Below are 14,886 nucleotides of genomic sequence, written 5' to 3'. Positions count from 1 at the left end.
CGGAGGCAGAGCCTCTTGTTCCGCGATGGCGCACGCTGAGCTTGCAGAATATTCCGCCTCCGGCATGATGGCTTCGGAGGCTCGCTTTGCTGTGGCGTTGAAGAATCCGGACGCCGTCGCTGCTATCGTTACAGCGCTTCGGCACGTCTACGGTGACGAGATCGCGCGACTTTTGCTCGTCGAGGGCATGAGCCTCGCCGACCTCATCGATGCGATGTTTTCTGCGCCCTTGACGCACCGCGAGGCCGTTCGGGATATCACCGACGGATTGGACGATTTTGTCATTTCGCCGGACCTGGGTCTGATGTGGCACCTCAAATACATCTATGCAGACGAGCCCGGCTCTCTGCACGTCGTGGACATGGAGATCGCCACGCCGAACGGCACGCTGGCAAGCAGAGACGTCTGGCTTCGTCTGCCCTCCTAGAGGAGAGGCCGCCCTCGGGACGATGTGGCCCGGCGCGGCCGAAGTTCCGTGCGGCGCTGGCTTCACCAACCGGAAACCATGTCAAATGATCTTAAAATTTTAATGCAACTGCCCGGCGCTCTCAGCGTCAGTTCGTCGGAGGGCCCGTGTGATGACAGAGCGCCAATTGACCGAGCAGGAGTGCCAGATCGCGCGTTATCGGTATTTGGAGCGGGAGGTGACGGATCCGCTTGCCGCGTGCCTGCTTCACGGCATCGTCGAAGAGCTTGAAGCCGAGCTGCGCAGGCAAAGGCCGGATTGGCACGGGCCGCGCGATTAACGCTTTCTTAGCGCTATTCATGCGGATTGTCGCACGGGAATGGCCAAGGGAGACTGCTCCCATGCTGAAGGACGGCACATATGCGGCGTGGTACGAGACGCCGCTCGACCAGGGTACCGGGATCGTTCATCTCGCGGACGGGCAGATCTGGGGTCGTGACAGCCTGATGACGTATCACGGCTCGTGCCGGGTCGATGGAGATCGCTTCACCGCCACCGTAACAGCGAAGCGTCATACCGACGGACGTGTAACGGTGTTCGGCGTGGATGACGACCTCACTTTGGATATCGAGGGAAGCTGCCCCGGCAAGATCGCGACTTACACCGCGACGACACGACAAGTGCCCGGAATGATCCTCAAGGGCACGCTCATCCTGACCGAACAGCAGCCGCCGGCACCGGGACGAACCGAGCAGTTCCCGGCGTTCAATCCCGGCAAGCTGCCAAAGCTGCCGAAGCGCTCGCGCTGATCGCGGAGGCCGGCGCGGGGCTGGCCCGCATCCATATGTCGCGCCCCCGGCCGCGCGATTCCGTATCCGGCTTGTTCCAAAGCTTGCTTCTCAAACCGCCATGGACTCGCCATTGTGCGTCCGCAACATTTTGGAAGCGGAGAAGGATCGATGTCGGACAAGGTCTCGCGCCGCCGGTTCGCGAAACTCGCGGGGCTGTCTGCAGCCGGCTTGACCGGTTCGCTGGGCGCGGCAGAAGCGCGGCCAGCATCGCCGCCGCGCGCCGGCGGCGGCTTTCCGGCCGGCTTCGTCTGGGGCACGGCGACCTCGTCCTATCAGATCGAGGGCGCGGTCAACGAGGACGGGCGAGGGGCCTCGATCTGGGACAAGTTCGTGCGCATCCCCGGCAAGATCGAGGACGGTACCACCGGCGACCGCGCCAATGAGCACTATCACCGCTACAAGGAGGATATCGCGCTCATCAAGGCGCTCGGCTGCAAGGCCTATCGCTTCTCGGTGGCCTGGCCGCGGCTGTTTCCGGATGGCGACGGCAAGCCGAACCCGAAGGGACTCGACTTCTACAACCGGCTCATTGACGAACTCCTGAAGAACGGCATCGAGCCGTGGCTGACGCTCTATCACTGGGACCTGCCGCAATCGCTGCAGGATCGCTTCGGCGGCTGGCGCTCGACCGAGACCTGCAAGATCTTCGGCGACTACGCCGCCTACGTCGCCCGGCATCTGACCGACCGCGTCAAGAACGTGTTCACGCTGAACGAGAGCGGCCGCTTCGTCTATTTCGGTTACGGCATCGGCATCGACGCGCCGGGCTTGACGCTGCCGCAGGTCGAGGTCAACCAGATCAGGCACAACAGCGCGCTCGCGCACGGGCTCGCGGTGCAGGCGGTGCGGGCCCATGGCCGCCGCGGCACCAGGGTGGGGCCGGCCGAGAACATCGATGCCTGCGCGCCCGCCATCGACACCCCGGAGAACGTTCGCGCCGCCGAGATCGCGCTGCGCGAGATGAATGCCGGCTATCTCAACGTCATCATGACGGGCCGCTACACCGACGCCTTCCTGAAATTCGCCGGGCCCAACGCGCCGAAATTCACCGATGCGGAGCTGAAGATCATCTCCTCGCCGGTCGATTTTCTCGGCCTCAACATCTACGCGCCGCAGAATTATGTGGTGGCGTCCGACCAGGGCGCGGGCTTCATGCCGCTGCCGATCCCGAAATCGTTCCCGCACATGAACTCGGACTGGCTGCGCGTCGGGCCGGAGACACTCTATTGGGTGCCGAAGCTGGCGGCGAAGATCTGGAAGACGGACGCGATCTACATCAGCGAGAACGGCGCCTCCGGCGACGACGCCGTCACGCCGGACGGCAAGATCTACGACACCGACCGCATCATGTATCTGCGCAACTATCTCGCCCAGCTGCAGCGCGCCACCAGCGAGGGCGTGCCAGTGCGCGGCTATTTCCTCTGGAGCCTGATGGACAATTTCGAGTGGGTGTACGGGTTGAACAAGCGCTTCGGGCTATACCACGTCAATTTCGACACCCAGGTGCGTACGCCCAAACTCAGCGCCAGTTTCTACCGCAACGTGATCGCGACGAACGCGGCGGGGGCGTAGCCGGTCTCGCAAACCGCGCAGCGGAAAATCCGGGTGCGAAGCGGTAAACGTCTCGCATTGACTCTCCTCTCCGCCTTATTCAGAACCGTCCTCAACAACTCACAACAAGAGGACAACGCCAATGGCTGACGCGCTGATCATCGATGCCTGCCGGACCCCGCGCGGCGTCGGCAAGGCCGGCAAGGGAGCACTCTCCGACATTCATCCGCAGCAGCTCGGCGCCACCGTGCTGCGGGCGCTCGCGACGCGTACCGGCATCGACACGGCCGATGTCGACGACATCGTCTGGGGCTGCAGCGCGCAGGTCGCGACCCAAAGCGGCGATCTCGGCCGGATGTCGGCGCTCGATGCCGGCTACGACGTGCGCGCCAGCGCCGTGACGCTCGACCGCTTCTGCGGAAGCGGCATCACCAGCGTCAACATGGCGGCATCCTCGATCATGGCGGGCGCGGAAGACCTCGTCATCGCCGGCGGCTGCGAGATGATGTCGATGGAAGGACGCCGCGGCGGCAGCGGTCCGATGATGATGGATAGCGGCAATCTGCGCCTGCGCGCGCGGCATCCGCAATCGCATCAGGGCGTCTGCGCGGATGCGATCGCAACGCTCGAAGGCATCACGCGGCGGGACGTCGATGCGCTCGGGCTCGAGAGCCAGAAGCGCGCCGCGCACGCGATCGCGAACGGCCACTTCGACAAGAGCCTCGTGCCCGTGCATCGCGAGGACGGCAGCCTTGCGCTCGACCACGAGGAATATCCGCGGCCGCAGACCACGATGGAGGGGCTGAGCGCTCTGAAGCCGGCATTCCCGGCAATCGCCGACTATGCGATCGATGACAAGGGCACGACCTATCGCGGTCTCATCCTCCAGAAGTATCCGGATCTGAACATCGACTTCATGCATCACGCCGGCAACTCCTCCGGCGTCGTCGACGGTGCCGCTGCGATTCTGCTGGCCTCGCCCGCCTACGCCAGGGCGCACGGCCTCAAGCCCCGCGCCCGTGTCGTCGCGATGGCGAACATGGGGGACTCCCCGACCCTGATGCTGAACGCGCCGGTGCCGGCCACGCGCAAGGTGTTGGCGAAGGCGGGGCTGACCGTCGACGACATCGACCTGTTCGAGATCAACGAGGCGTTTGCGGTGGTGGCGGAAAAATATGTCCGCGACCTCGAGCTCGATCGCGCCAAGGTCAACGTCAATGGCGGCTCGATCGCGCTCGGCCATCCCATCGGTGCCACCGGCTCGATCCTGATCGGCACCGTGCTCGACGAACTCGAACGGCGCGATCTCAAGCGTGGTCTCGTCACCATGTGCGCCGCAGGCGGCATGGCGCCGGCCATCATCATCGAGCGCATCTAGAGCAGATTCTGATCAGGCGCGATCATAACCTGCCGCGGCGAAGAAGTTCAGGCACTCTTGGGCGGTGAAGGCGGCTGTGGTGAGGGCGATAGCATTGTCCAAAGCCTGGATTGATCTGGCGGCGGCCTTTCGCAGGGCGGCTTTGAGCTTTGCGAAGGCCATTTCGATCGGATTGAGGTCGGGCGAATAAGGCGGGAGATAGAGGAGCTGAGCGCCCGCCGCGTCGATTGCGATGGCGATCTCGGTCCGCTTGTGTGCTGCGAGATTGTCCATCACCACGATGTCACCGGGCTTGAGTGTCGGTACCAGGACTTGCGTCACGTAAGCCTCGAACGCCGGACCATCCATGGGGCCGTCGAGGACCATCGGCGCGGTCATACCGGTCGCTCTAAGCGCGCCGACGAATGTCGTCGTCTTCCAATGACCATGCGGAAGCGCTGCGACACAGCGCTGGCCGTACGGCGAACGGCCGTAGCGCCGCGCCATTTTGGTCGAAGCCCCCGTCTCGTCGATGAACACCAACCGATGGATGCCGATCTCAGGCTGAGACGCCTTCCACGCTGCGCGTTCAGCGGCCACGTCCGGCCGATCCTGCTCGCTGGCGTGCGATGTTTTTTTTGAACGTGATGTTGCGACGATCGAAGAATCGCCAGATCACGCTCGGCACGAAACGCTCGCCGTGGACTTTGAAGAGATGGTCAGCGATCTCGGCCAGCGTCATGTCAGGCGTAACCTTGACCAGGGAGAGGATCTCCGCAGCGTGACCCTCGATCCGAGCTGAACGCCGGTCTCCGCCCTGCGTTCCCGCCTCACAGGCGCCGGTCCTTCGCCACTCGCCAACCAGTTCGATCACTGTCGAGGGCGCCACGCCGAACCGAACAGCGGCGCCCCGACGGCTCATGCCTTCATCTTCCACAGCCCGAATAATACGAATGCGAAGGTCCGGCGACAGCGGTTTAGCCATGGGGGCTGGCCTCCATCACCAGCCCTCAGGGTGAATCACAATTTGCCTCGCAAGGGAATCCCCTACCGATTCCGACAGGTTGGAAAATGCTCTAGCCAATCGCCCCTTCGCTTTCGCCCTGTTTTTACGGGGAGGAAGGCCGCGACATGCGCTCCGGACCTTATTTTTCAGGGTGAATCACGATCGACTTCTCACAAAGAAGCACCTCGTCGCTTGTCGAAAGCCGCGAATCAGTTTTAGCAAGGTTGCGTGCGGGCCTTTGAAACAAGGCAAAATCCACTGATCGAGGCTTCTCCCGCTCAGGAAGTAGCTAAAAAGCAGGGTTTTTTGCCACAGAGGGCCAAAAATGCCCGTAAAACCGCGACAAAACTGTGCAGAAGGCTACAGGCCTTCGCCGGTTGGTCTAGTATGCAGCCGTCACGAATCAGAGGAGACACGATGGCAACCCAAATGTCGAAATCGCAGCTGATCGAAAAGATTGCGACCACCACCGAGCTTTCCAAGCGCGACGTCAAGAGCGTCATGGAGACGCTGACCGACGTTGGTCACAAGGAGCTCAAGAAGAACGGCCTATTCCTGGTGCCGGGCTTCGCCAAGTTCGTGGTCATCAAGAAGCCCGCGACCAAGGCTCGCAAGGGCACCAACCCGTTCACGGGTGAAGAAATGATGTTCAAGGCCAAGCCGGCCCGCAAGATCGTCCGCGCCCGCCCGGTCAAGGCGGCCAAGGACGCCGTGGGCTAACGACGCAAAGGCCCCCTCGGGTAGGAGGGGGCCTTTTGATTGGGGCAGCCGCGAGGGCCTGAGACGGAGGGCTCAACCCTTGCGGCGCTTCACCCGGACCGGGATCGGCTGAAGCCGCGGTTCGGGCCCTGCGAGCGCATCGCGCACCCGATCGATGGCACGATCGAGCAATTGGCGCAGCTTCTGCGTCTTCCGCGATCGCTTCGCGTCTTCCAGCAGTTTCTTCATCGTACTCACTCCGCCGCTGCACCGATTTGAGCTTCGACCGGCTCGAGCGCGGCGGCGATGGCTTCGTCGACGCGCTCCAGCCAGATGAATTCGAGGTTGTCCCGCGCGCTCTTCGGGATGTCGTCATAGTCCCGCTTGTTGCGCGCCGGCAGCATCACCCGCTTCAGGCCGGCAGCGGCCGCAGCCACCACCTTCTCCTTGATGCCGCCGACCGGCAGCACCAGGCCGCGCAGCGAGATCTCGCCGGTCATGGCGGTGTCGCTGCGCACCGTGCGGTTGGTGAGCAGGGACGTCAGCGCCGTGAACATCGCAACGCCCGCGCTCGGTCCGTCCTTCGGGGTTGCGCCCGCCGGAACGTGAACGTGGATGTCGCTCTTCTCGAACACCGACTGATCGATGCCGAGCTGCGTGGCCTTGCTCTTCACCAGGGTCAGCGCAGCCTGCACGCTCTCGCGCATGACCTCGCCGAGCTGACCGGTCAGGATCATGCCGCCCCGGCCCGGGACGCGCGAGGCCTCGATGAACAGGATGTCGCCGCCGACAGGCGTCCAGGCAAGGCCGGTGGCCACGCCCGGAATGCTGGTGCGCTGCGCGATCTCGCCCTCGAAGCGCGGCTGGCCGAGCACGGTGGCGATATCCTTCACCCCCACCACGACCTTGGCAGCCGTGCCCTCGGCGACCTGCACCGCGGCATGCCGGAACAGCTTGCCGATCTCGCGCTCGAGGTTACGCACGCCCGCCTCGCGGGTGTAGCCCTTGACCACCAGCTTCAGCGCTTCCGGCTCGATCTCGGCCTGCTCGGCCGAGAGGCCGTTGGCCTCGAGCTGCCGCCGCACCAGATAGCGCTTCGCGATCTCCAGCTTCTCCTCTTCGGTGTAGCCGGCGAGGCTGATCAGCTCCATGCGATCCAGCAGCGGACCCGGGATCTGGTCCAGCATGTTGGCGGTCGCGATGAAGACCACGCGCGAGAGGTCGAAGGGCACGGCCAGGTAATTGTCCCGGAACGTCCCGTTCTGCTCGGGGTCGAGCACCTCCAGCATGGCGGCCGAGGGATCGCCCTGCACGCCACGGCCCATCTTGTCGATCTCGTCCAGCATCATGACGCAGTTGCGGCTGCCGGCCTTCTTGATGCCCTGGATGATGTTGCCCGGCAGGGCGCCGATATAGGTGCGGCGGTGACCGCGGATCTCGGCCTCGTCATGCACGCCGCCCAGGCTGACGCGCACGAAGGGGCGATCCATCGCGCGTGCGATGGACTGGCCGAGCGAGGTCTTGCCGACGCCGGGCGGACCGACGAAGCACAGGATCGGCGCCTTGCCCTGCGGTGCCAGCTTCCGCACCGCCAGATATTCGATGATCCGGCCCTTGATCTTCTCCAGGCCGAAATGATCGGCATCCAGGATGGCTCGTGCCGCCTTGATGTCGATCGGCTTCTCCTCGGGCAGCGCCCAGGGCAGCTCGATCAGCCAGTCCAGGTACGTGCGGACCATGCCGGCTTCGCCAGCGGCCTCCGGCATGCGCTCGTAGCGGCGCAGCTCCTTTTTGGCGTGCGCGTCCGCCTCGGGCGGCATGTTGGCCTTGGCAATGGCAGCCGTCAGCTCGGCGACCTCGGCCGCCTTGCCGTCGCCTTCGCCGAGTTGGCGCTGGATGGTCGCCATCTGCTCGCGCAGGATCGCCTCGCGCTGCCGCTCGTCGAAGCTGGCGCGGGTCTTCTGGCCGATTTCGTTGCTGATGCGCAGCACCTCCAGCCGCTCGGCCAGATGCTTCGACACCCTCTCGACACGCAAAGCGAGGTCGATGGTCTCCAGGACCTCCTGCTTGTCCTGCGGCTTGATGTCCATGAACGAGGTCGCCAGATCCGCCAGCGCGCCGGGCGCAGTGGTGCCCTGGAACATCGCGGCCAGCTCGGGCGGTGCCTGCGGCAGCAGCTCGATCGCCTCGATCGCCTGGCGCTGCAGGTTCAGCGCGCGCGCCTCGATCTCCGGCGAGGTCGTGGTCGGCTCCGGGATCTGCTGGATCCGCGCGGCCGGGAACGGCGTGCCCGGCAGGAAGTCGAGGATGCGCGCGCGCTGCACGCCCTGGCAGACGATGTGATGGGTGCCGTCGGGTGCGGTGATGTAGCGCACGATGTTGGCGATGGTCGCGACCCGATAGAGATCGTCCGGGCCCGGCTCCTCGGTCTCGGGACTGCGCTGCAGGACGATGCCGATCGGCCGCTGCTCGCGCAGCGCCTGCTGCGCGGCGGCAACCGACTTCGGCCGCGCGATCGCGATCGGCGCGATGGCGCCGGGGAACAGCACCATCTCGCGCACGGGGATGATGATCAGCGCGTCGTCGGGGATCTTCACGTCGTTATTGGTCTGTTCGTTGTTCATCTGTTCGGTGGCCATGATCGACCTCAGGATTTGGCGAGACGCAGCGCGACGCAGCCGTCCATCACGAAGCGGCTGATGGCGTAGCGGCCGACGGGAAGCGCGATGCGACGCTCGAAGCGGCCCTGCGGCAGTTCGAGCCGGTGGATGCGGGCCTTGCGAAGCTCCGGCGGAAGCGTGCGCTGGCCGGAAACGACGAGCACGCCGTCATGAATGACCGTCTCGACATTGTCGGGATTGACGCCGGGAAGCGCGACCAGGATCAGCAGCTCATGCTCGGTTTCGAGCACGTCGATCGGCGGCTCCCAGCAGGCTTCCTGACGGCCGAACTGCTGGCGCAGCCGGTCGGCGCGCGTCAGCTGGTCCAGGGCTTCGGACAGCATCCAGTCGAGGGGATTCTTCGGTTGCATGATGCGGGCTCAGGGGTGGGAAAGCCTGCATATGGGGCTGGTTCCCGGGAAATCCAGTGCACTGGCGCTGACGTGCCATGCGCCGTCGTGCGATCGCAAAAGCAAACGCCGCGGCAGGTGCCGCGGCGTTCCGTCATCGGCGCGGGCGCGGGTCAGGCCGCGTCGCGATACTCTTGTTCCGCTTCGAGGTTGATCACGGACGTCGCAAGCTCGGTCAGCGTATGGTCGGTCGCCTCTTCCTCGTCCAGCGTCGCCTGAAGCAGCCTTGCTGCGTCCTGCATGCCGAGCTCCTCGGCCCAGGTACGCAAGGTGCCATAGCGGGAGATCTCGTAATGCTCGACCGCCTGCGCGGCCGCGAGCAGGCCCGCATCGAGCGCCGGGGCCCCCTTGAAGTCCTTCATGATCTCGGCGCCCTCGTCCGTGATGCCGTTGATCGCCTCGCAGGGCTTGCCGCGCGCCGGCTTGCCCAGCATCTTGAAGATCTGGTCGAGCCGCTTGACCTGGCCCTGGGTCTCGCGCAGGTGCTTGTTGAAGGCCGCTGCGAGCTCCTTGGAGTTCGCGGCCTTTGCCATTTTCGGCAGGGTCTTGATGATCTTGTTCTCGGCGAAATAGATGTCCTTCAGCGTCTCGTGAAACAGGTCGCTGAGCATCTTCGGCGCCTGACGCGGTCGGCGGGTCGCGGTCTTCTTGGTCGTGCGCTTCTTTGCTTTAGCCATACGTCCTCCTCATGAGGTAACACGGGAAGGCCTCGCCCTCCTCAATCCTCAGGCGATCAAAGCCGCTTCATGAACGAAAGTTCCAAACGGCAACCGGCGCGGGGGGCGAACGCTCAGGTCGGGCGCTTGTACGGATCTTCCTGGCGCTGCCGTGCCTCGGTGTTGCGATCGAGCTGCGCCCGCTCGCTGCGCCTGAGGCGGCCGGCCTTCATCACGCCATAGACGAGGACCCCGCCGAGCACGAAGGCGCCGATGAACCAGAGCCAGAGCAGGTTGGTCGAGAGGTGGCCGAGCAGCATTCCGATTCCACTGTCGCTCATTGTCGTCTCCCGTGATTTCCAAAGCGGCTTTGCTGGGCTAAGTCAGCGCGGAAGCCATCGTTCCAGCTCCCGAGAACCCTGCCGGCACATGCTCGATTTCGCCCTGTCCGCTTTCGTCACGCTGCTGCTGGTGGTCGATCCGGTCGGCCTTGCGCCGGCCTTCCTGGCCGCGACCACCGGCATGCCCGACAAGGTCAAACGGACCGTCGCGTTGCGCGCGCCGTTGATCGCCGCCTCGATCCTGGTGGTGATCGCGCTGGCCGGAAACTGGCTGCTGCGCCAGCTCGGGATCGGCATCCCCGCCTTCCAGATCGCCGGCGGGCTGCTACTGTTCGGCGTGTCCTACCAGATGATCTTCGGCGATCGTCCGCATCGCGAGGCCCGCGAGGCCGACAAGGCGACATCCGAGCACGCCTCCGACGTCGCGGTGTTTCCCCTGGCCATCCCCATGACGGCCGGCCCCGGCGCGATTGCGACCACGCTGCCGCTTTCGGGCGATGCCGGCTATGGGGCGAGGCTCGCGGTGATCATCGCGGTCGTCCTCTCGGTCTGCCTGCTCTGCATGCTGTGTTTCGTTTCGGCGCAGCTGATCGCCAAGACCCTCGGGCGCACCGGAAATGCCGTGCTCTCGCGCGTCCTCGGCATGCTGCTCGCGGCCTATTCCGTGCAGTTCGTGATCAACGGGATTGCGGCCGTCCGGACCAGCCTGTCATAGGGCTGCGACAATCCGTGAATTCATTGATTTTGCCGTCCATTTCGTGATTTGGCAGGAGTGGCGACAAGGTGGCACCGGATCCGGGCCGCTTTCGCTTGCACTGCCACATTGCTTTGACGTACTTCGGGTCTAACAAGACGATCGTCAGGAAATCGGGATGTCGATGACAGCGGACGAGCCCGCCAAGAGACAGGCCATCATCGACGCCTGCCGGCGCATGAACGCGCTCGGCATCAACCAGGGCACCTCGGGCAATATCTCCGTCCGGCATGTGGACGGGCTCCTGGTCACGCCGACCAGCGTGCCCTATGAGGCCATGACGTCGGACCAGATCGTCTTCATGACCATGGACGGCGCACACGCGCCCGATCAGAAGCCGTCGAGCGAATGGCGCTTCCATCGCGACATCCTGAAGTCGCGGGATGACGTCAACGCCGTCGTGCATGCGCATCCGACCTATTGCACCATCCTGGCGATCATGGGCATGGAGATTCCGCCGGTTCATTACATGATCGCGGCGGCCGGCGGCGACAGCATCCGCTGCGCGCCCTATGCGACGTTCGGGACCGTGGAGCTGTCCGAACATGCGGTGCGGGCGCTGGAGGGGCGGTTTGCCTGCCTGCTCGACCATCACGGCATGATCGCGACCGGCAAGACGCTGGACAAGGCGATGTGGCTCGCCGTCGAGGTCGAAACGCTGGCGCGGCAATATCATGGCTGCCTCCAGATCGGACAACCGCCGCTGCTCGCCAGCGCCGAGATCGAGCGGGTCCGCAAGCGCATGGCCGGCTACGGCCTGTCGGAAGGGTAGGGCGGGCACACGGTGTTCCTACGGCTCAGGCATTTCGCTGATCGCAAAGGATCCAGCCGCACCATGGTTCGGCTGCGCGCCCTGTTGCGCAGCAACGAATTCTACCTGATCCCGCTTTCACTGGTGATCGGCACGCTGGCGGGCGCGGTGGTCACGCTGATGGCGCACATCGCCCAGTTTGCGCATGTGGTGATCTATGGGATTCCTGTCGACGTCCATTTGTCGGCTCACGCGAGCGTTAGCCCCTGGGCCGCGCTGATCGCGCCTGCGCTCGGCGGGCTTCTGCTCGGCATCATGGAGTGGTCGCGGCGCCGCATGAAGATTTCAAACGCGGTCGACCCGATCGAGGCCAACGCGCTGCGCGGCGGCAATCTGTCGATGCGCGACAGCGTCATCGTGTCGAGCCAGACGCTGATCTCCAACGGCTGCGGCGCCTCGGTCGGCCTCGAAGCGGGCTATACCCAGATCGGCTCCGGGATCGCCTCGCTGTTCGGCAAGTTCTTCAATCTGCGCCGCAACGATCTGCGCCTGATGGTGGGCTGCGGCGCTGCGGCTGCGATCGCGGCGGCGTTCGGCGCGCCGATCACCGGCGCCTTCTATGCCTGTGAGTTGATCGTCGGCGTCTATTCGGTCGGCAGCGCGGCCCCGATCCTGGCAGCCTCGCTCGCCGGCGCCTTGACCGCGCAATGGCTCGGCGGCGCGCCATACTCGCTGGAGATCCCCAAGGTCAGCGCCGTCGGCGTCGAGCAATATCTGGCGCTGATCGGGCTTGCGCTCATCACCAGCGGCGTCGGCATCGCCGTGATGCGCTCCTCGCCGATGTTCGAGCGCCTGTTCGCCTGGCTGCCGGTCTGGCTCCGCCCGGTGGCCGGGGGTCTCATCGTCGGCGGCTTTGCCATCATTACCCCGCAGGTGCTGGCGGCCGGCCATGGCGCCATGGTGCTCGATCTGTTTCACGACATGACGATCGGCCTGATCGCGCTGATCATCGCCCTGAAGGTGACGGCCTGCCTGATCTCGCTCGCCTCGGGCTTCCGCGGCGGCCTGTTCTTCGCATCGCTGTTCGTCGGCAGCCTGATCGGCAAATTCTTTGCCGCGGTGCTGCTCCTGGTCAGCCCGAACTTCGCCATCGATCCGCTGGTCGCGATGCTGACGGGCATGGCGACGCTCGGTGTCGCCATCGTCGGCGGCCCCCTGACCATGTCGTTCCTGGTGCTCGAGATGACCCGCAACGTCGACGTCACCGCCGTGGTGCTCGCCGGCTGCATCGTCACCTCGATCTGCGTCCGCTTCATGTTCGGCCATTCCTTCTCGACCTGGCGCCTGCATCTGCGCGGCGAGACCATCCGCAGCGCCAACGACGTAGGCTGGCTGCGCAATCTCACCGTCGAGCGGCTGATGCGCTCCGACGTCGGCAAGGTGCCCTCGACCACGACGATCGCCGCGGTGCGCCGCGAGTTCGTGCTGGGATCGCGGCCCGGTATTGTCATCGTCAACAATTCCGACGAATATGTCGGTCTCGTCATGCTGCCCGATTTGTTCTCCAGCGATCTCGACACCATCGCCGACGAGATCCAGGTGATCGAGCTCGCCCGCCTGATCGACATCGTGCTGATCCCGGAAATGAACGTGAAGTCGGCGATGGCGGTGTTCGACGAGGCCGAAGCCGAGATGCTGGCGGTGGTCGATTCCACCGACAGCCGCAAGGTGGTCGGCTTCCTCACCGAGACCTTTGCCCGCCGCCGCTATGTCGAAGAGATCGACAAGGCGACGCGCGGGGTGTTGGGAGCGTTGTCGTAGGCGTCTTCTATCGGCCTGGTTGAGGCGGGGCCGCGACGACGAGCGTCACGATCCGCTGCACCATCGGCAGAACCACCAGCAGCGTCGGAAACGCGACCAGCCAGGACAGCGCCCAGGCGCCCGGCCAGGTCGCGAGGAACGCCGGCGTCGCCCCTAAGCTCCGAAGCGTCGAAATGACCGACACCACGGCCGTCATGAGGATGGACAGCACGAACGGCATCACGATCGGCGCATAGCGCGCCGGCAATTTGCGAACCACAATCATCTGATTTCTCTTGGAAAAGGACGCGTCGATCACGTTGAACCCTGCAAATGGCATCGATCCCGACGGCGTCGGTTGATGCGTTGGTTCACGTAAAACGCTTACGGCGACCGAAAAGCGGCGCGGCTGTTCATTATCCGCTCAGGTTCGATGGTTCAAGCTGGGATACGACCGTTTGGTTATAATCGTTCAAAGCGTGGCGGATTGCCGCGAACATGAAACTATCTCGACGGTTTGCGCATTGAATCCGGTTTGCAGATCCCTACGTTTGGCAACAGCATCGGCAAGATGACAGGAATATCAAAATGACTGTTAAACCCATGATTTCCGGAGCCGGCCGCAAGATGGCCTTGGCCGCGTTCGCAAGCCTGGCATTTGTCGCAACCTCCGCATCGCCCTCGGCTGCGGCGTCCCTCGGGGCGGTGTCGGCGCAGCCCGTCACGGCGGGCCAGGGCTCTTCCGACGTCACCGATTTCAGCGCGGCCCGTCGTCGGCACTATTATCGGCGCGGGTCGAACGCCGCAGGTCTCGCCTTCATGGGCGCCGCAGCGGGTATCATCGGCGGGGTGATCGCCGAGCAGCGGCGCCGCGACTATTACGAGAACCGCTATTATTATGGTCCGCGTCCCTACTATGGCGGTTCCGGCTATTATGGCGGGCAGGGCTATTACGGCGGCGGCAGTCCGTTCTATTACGATCGGGGTTACCGCTACGGGCCCTATTGAGCAGTTCATTTCAACGCAGCCCGGATCGGGTGGCGAGATAAGGGCGGTGCTTTGCGCCGCCCTTTTTGATGGTCGATACCCTCGTAGCCCGGATGGAGCGACTTGTCCGCCATAGCTCGAAGAGCGACGGCGGAAAGCGTAATCCGGGACGGCTCGCCCGGCATTTCACACTGTCCCGGATGTCGCTCCGCTCATCCGGGCTACGGGACTATGCCTGTGTCGGCTTCTGTCAATCCACGCGCGCGAAAATATTCCACTTTACCGAAATTCGGTTTCGGCGTATGTGTCGCTCATCCCGGCTCACCCAAGAGGGGCGACGTGTCGTCGTCATGTTCGCGAGCCGGGGTTGCGGTGGACGCGGCAGCGTCGGCACGAGAGGTGCGGGCAGGGCGGGTAGTCCCTGTGAGTCCGTAACCGCGTGCGGACGACGGCGCTGCTAGGCTCCGTCTCGCTCGTAAGTTTCCGGCTTCGTCGACGGGGCCCGGGAATACTGCGGCGACATGGCGGGCCGTGCGTACGGCAAAACCGTGTGGTCCTGGCCGTCGTTGCCACGGTCAAGCTGTTCGAAGATGTGCGCGAGCCCAACCGGGTGGACGGCATCGTCAATTCGAACGGCGAGGGAGGCCAGAAGGAATG

17 protein-coding genes are annotated in these 14,886 nt (G+C 64.5%); 10 read left to right on the top strand and 7 right to left on the bottom strand.

Annotated elements, in window-relative coordinates:
• The first annotated feature begins 64 nt into the window (after positions 1-64).
• From IVB24_RS29990 to IVB24_RS29970, 5 genes are all read left to right on the top strand, one after another.
• Positions 65-427 (top strand): hypothetical protein, encoded by a 363-nt coding sequence (locus IVB24_RS29990; RefSeq protein WP_094971798.1) that lies wholly within the window; start codon positions 65-67, stop codon positions 425-427.
• 166 nt (positions 428-593) lie between these two features.
• Positions 594-746: a hypothetical protein gene (locus IVB24_RS29985; protein WP_162308317.1), complete on the top strand. Its 153-nt coding sequence runs from the start codon at positions 594-596 to the stop codon at positions 744-746.
• Between the two features lie 61 nt (positions 747-807).
• The gene (locus IVB24_RS29980; protein ID WP_247770135.1) at positions 808-1,215 is read left to right on the top strand and encodes a hypothetical protein; all 408 of its coding nucleotides are present in this window, start codon (positions 808-810) and stop codon (positions 1,213-1,215) included.
• Between the two features lie 150 nt (positions 1,216-1,365).
• Positions 1,366-2,829, top strand: a complete 1,464-nt coding sequence (locus IVB24_RS29975; RefSeq protein ID WP_247770134.1) for a GH1 family beta-glucosidase — start codon at positions 1,366-1,368, stop codon at positions 2,827-2,829.
• 121 nt (positions 2,830-2,950) lie between these two features.
• A complete protein-coding gene (locus IVB24_RS29970; protein ID WP_247770133.1) occupies positions 2,951-4,186 on the top strand; it encodes an acetyl-CoA C-acetyltransferase in 1,236 nt (411 codons plus the stop codon).
• Between the two features lie 12 nt (positions 4,187-4,198).
• Here IVB24_RS29970 and IVB24_RS29965 read toward each other — a convergent pair.
• Positions 4,199-5,150, bottom strand: a protein-coding gene (locus IVB24_RS29965; RefSeq protein WP_247769420.1) for an IS630 family transposase whose coding sequence is annotated in 2 segments (ribosomal slippage) — positions 4,199-4,811 and positions 4,810-5,150 — 954 coding nt in all. Because the reading frame shifts where the segments join, the coding sequence is not laid out codon by codon here.
• 438 nt (positions 5,151-5,588) lie between these two features.
• Between IVB24_RS29965 and IVB24_RS29960 the strand changes: the two genes are divergently transcribed.
• The gene (locus tag IVB24_RS29960; protein ID WP_007601427.1) at positions 5,589-5,891 is read left to right on the top strand and encodes an HU family DNA-binding protein; all 303 of its coding nucleotides are present in this window, start codon (positions 5,589-5,591) and stop codon (positions 5,889-5,891) included.
• A 72-nt stretch (positions 5,892-5,963) separates the two neighbouring features.
• Here IVB24_RS29960 and IVB24_RS29955 read toward each other — a convergent pair whose 3' ends face one another.
• From IVB24_RS29955 to IVB24_RS29935, 5 genes are all read right to left on the bottom strand, one after another.
• Positions 5,964-6,119: a hypothetical protein gene (locus IVB24_RS29955; protein ID WP_162848670.1), complete on the bottom strand. Its 156-nt coding sequence runs from the start codon at positions 6,117-6,119 to the stop codon at positions 5,964-5,966.
• Between the two features lie 5 nt (positions 6,120-6,124).
• Positions 6,125-8,509 carry an endopeptidase La gene (gene lon, locus IVB24_RS29950; RefSeq protein ID WP_247770132.1) on the bottom strand — a complete coding sequence of 795 codons (2,385 nt, stop codon included), beginning with the start codon at positions 8,507-8,509 and terminating at the stop codon, positions 6,125-6,127.
• A gap of 8 nt (positions 8,510-8,517) precedes the next feature.
• A complete protein-coding gene (locus IVB24_RS29945) occupies positions 8,518-8,901 on the bottom strand; it encodes an Hsp20/alpha crystallin family protein (protein WP_094891270.1) in 384 nt (127 codons plus the stop codon).
• A 152-nt stretch (positions 8,902-9,053) separates the two neighbouring features.
• Complete coding sequence (locus IVB24_RS29940) at positions 9,054-9,617, bottom strand: DUF892 family protein (RefSeq protein WP_094971793.1); 564 nt, start codon at positions 9,615-9,617, stop codon at positions 9,054-9,056.
• Between the two features lie 113 nt (positions 9,618-9,730).
• On the bottom strand, positions 9,731-9,937 hold the full coding sequence (locus IVB24_RS29935; protein WP_247770131.1) for a hypothetical protein: 207 nt from the start codon (positions 9,935-9,937) through the stop codon (positions 9,731-9,733).
• A gap of 88 nt (positions 9,938-10,025) precedes the next feature.
• Here IVB24_RS29935 and IVB24_RS29930 point away from each other — a divergent pair, with 88 nt between their 5' ends.
• The 3 genes from IVB24_RS29930 to IVB24_RS29920 all read left to right on the top strand — a co-directional run bounded on the left by IVB24_RS29930 (position 10,026) and on the right by IVB24_RS29920 (position 13,263).
• Positions 10,026-10,652 (top strand): MarC family protein, encoded by a 627-nt coding sequence (locus IVB24_RS29930; RefSeq protein ID WP_247770130.1) that lies wholly within the window; start codon positions 10,026-10,028, stop codon positions 10,650-10,652.
• Between the two features lie 157 nt (positions 10,653-10,809).
• Positions 10,810-11,463, top strand: a complete 654-nt coding sequence (locus IVB24_RS29925) for a class II aldolase/adducin family protein (RefSeq protein WP_247770129.1) — start codon at positions 10,810-10,812, stop codon at positions 11,461-11,463.
• A gap of 12 nt (positions 11,464-11,475) precedes the next feature.
• Positions 11,476-13,263 carry a chloride channel protein gene (locus IVB24_RS29920; protein ID WP_094971790.1) on the top strand — a complete coding sequence of 596 codons (1,788 nt, stop codon included), beginning with the start codon at positions 11,476-11,478 and terminating at the stop codon, positions 13,261-13,263.
• Positions 13,264-13,270: 7 nt separating this feature from the next.
• Here IVB24_RS29920 and IVB24_RS29915 read toward each other — a convergent pair whose 3' ends face one another.
• Positions 13,271-13,528, bottom strand: coding sequence for a DUF2798 domain-containing protein (locus tag IVB24_RS29915; RefSeq protein ID WP_247770128.1), 258 nt, complete (start codon positions 13,526-13,528; stop codon positions 13,271-13,273).
• A gap of 302 nt (positions 13,529-13,830) precedes the next feature.
• Between IVB24_RS29915 and IVB24_RS29910 the strand changes: the two genes are divergently transcribed.
• A complete protein-coding gene (locus IVB24_RS29910) occupies positions 13,831-14,250 on the top strand; it encodes a hypothetical protein (RefSeq protein ID WP_247770127.1) in 420 nt (139 codons plus the stop codon).
• Positions 14,251-14,886: the final 636 nt, after the last annotated feature.

Origin of the sequence: Bradyrhizobium sp. 192, assembly GCF_023100965.1 — a bacterium.
GTDB classification, from domain to species: Bacteria; Pseudomonadota; Alphaproteobacteria; order Rhizobiales; family Xanthobacteraceae; genus Bradyrhizobium; species Bradyrhizobium symbiodeficiens.
Note: the sequence above shows the minus strand (reverse complement) of the source record. Positions and strands in the feature narration are given on the sequence as shown.

Bases quoted from the DNA above. Each gene is read 5' to 3' on its own strand.
- IVB24_RS29955 (WP_162848670.1), bottom strand. From the start codon at position 6,119: ATGAAGAAACTGCTGGAAGACGCGAAGCGATCGCGGAAGACGCAGAAG.
- IVB24_RS29930 (WP_247770130.1), top strand. From the start codon at position 10,026: ATGCTCGATTTCGCCCTGTCCGCTTTCGTCACGCTGCTGCTGGTGGTC.
- IVB24_RS29935 (WP_247770131.1), bottom strand. From the start codon at position 9,937: ATGAGCGACAGTGGAATCGGAATGCTGCTCGGCCACCTCTCGACCAAC.
- IVB24_RS29940 (WP_094971793.1), bottom strand. From the start codon at position 9,617: ATGGCTAAAGCAAAGAAGCGCACGACCAAGAAGACCGCGACCCGCCGA.
- IVB24_RS29960 (WP_007601427.1), top strand. From the start codon at position 5,589: ATGGCAACCCAAATGTCGAAATCGCAGCTGATCGAAAAGATTGCGACC.
- IVB24_RS29975 (WP_247770134.1), top strand. From the start codon at position 1,366: ATGTCGGACAAGGTCTCGCGCCGCCGGTTCGCGAAACTCGCGGGGCTG.
- IVB24_RS29980 (WP_247770135.1), top strand. From the start codon at position 808: ATGCTGAAGGACGGCACATATGCGGCGTGGTACGAGACGCCGCTCGAC.
- IVB24_RS29970 (WP_247770133.1), top strand. From the start codon at position 2,951: ATGGCTGACGCGCTGATCATCGATGCCTGCCGGACCCCGCGCGGCGTC.
- IVB24_RS29910 (WP_247770127.1), top strand. From the start codon at position 13,831: ATGACTGTTAAACCCATGATTTCCGGAGCCGGCCGCAAGATGGCCTTG.
- IVB24_RS29945 (WP_094891270.1), bottom strand. From the start codon at position 8,901: ATGCAACCGAAGAATCCCCTCGACTGGATGCTGTCCGAAGCCCTGGAC.
- IVB24_RS29925 (WP_247770129.1), top strand. From the start codon at position 10,810: ATGTCGATGACAGCGGACGAGCCCGCCAAGAGACAGGCCATCATCGAC.
- IVB24_RS29915 (WP_247770128.1), bottom strand. From the start codon at position 13,528: ATGATTGTGGTTCGCAAATTGCCGGCGCGCTATGCGCCGATCGTGATG.
- IVB24_RS29990 (WP_094971798.1), top strand. From the start codon at position 65: ATGATGGCTTCGGAGGCTCGCTTTGCTGTGGCGTTGAAGAATCCGGAC.
- lon (WP_247770132.1), bottom strand. From the start codon at position 8,509: ATGGCCACCGAACAGATGAACAACGAACAGACCAATAACGACGTGAAG.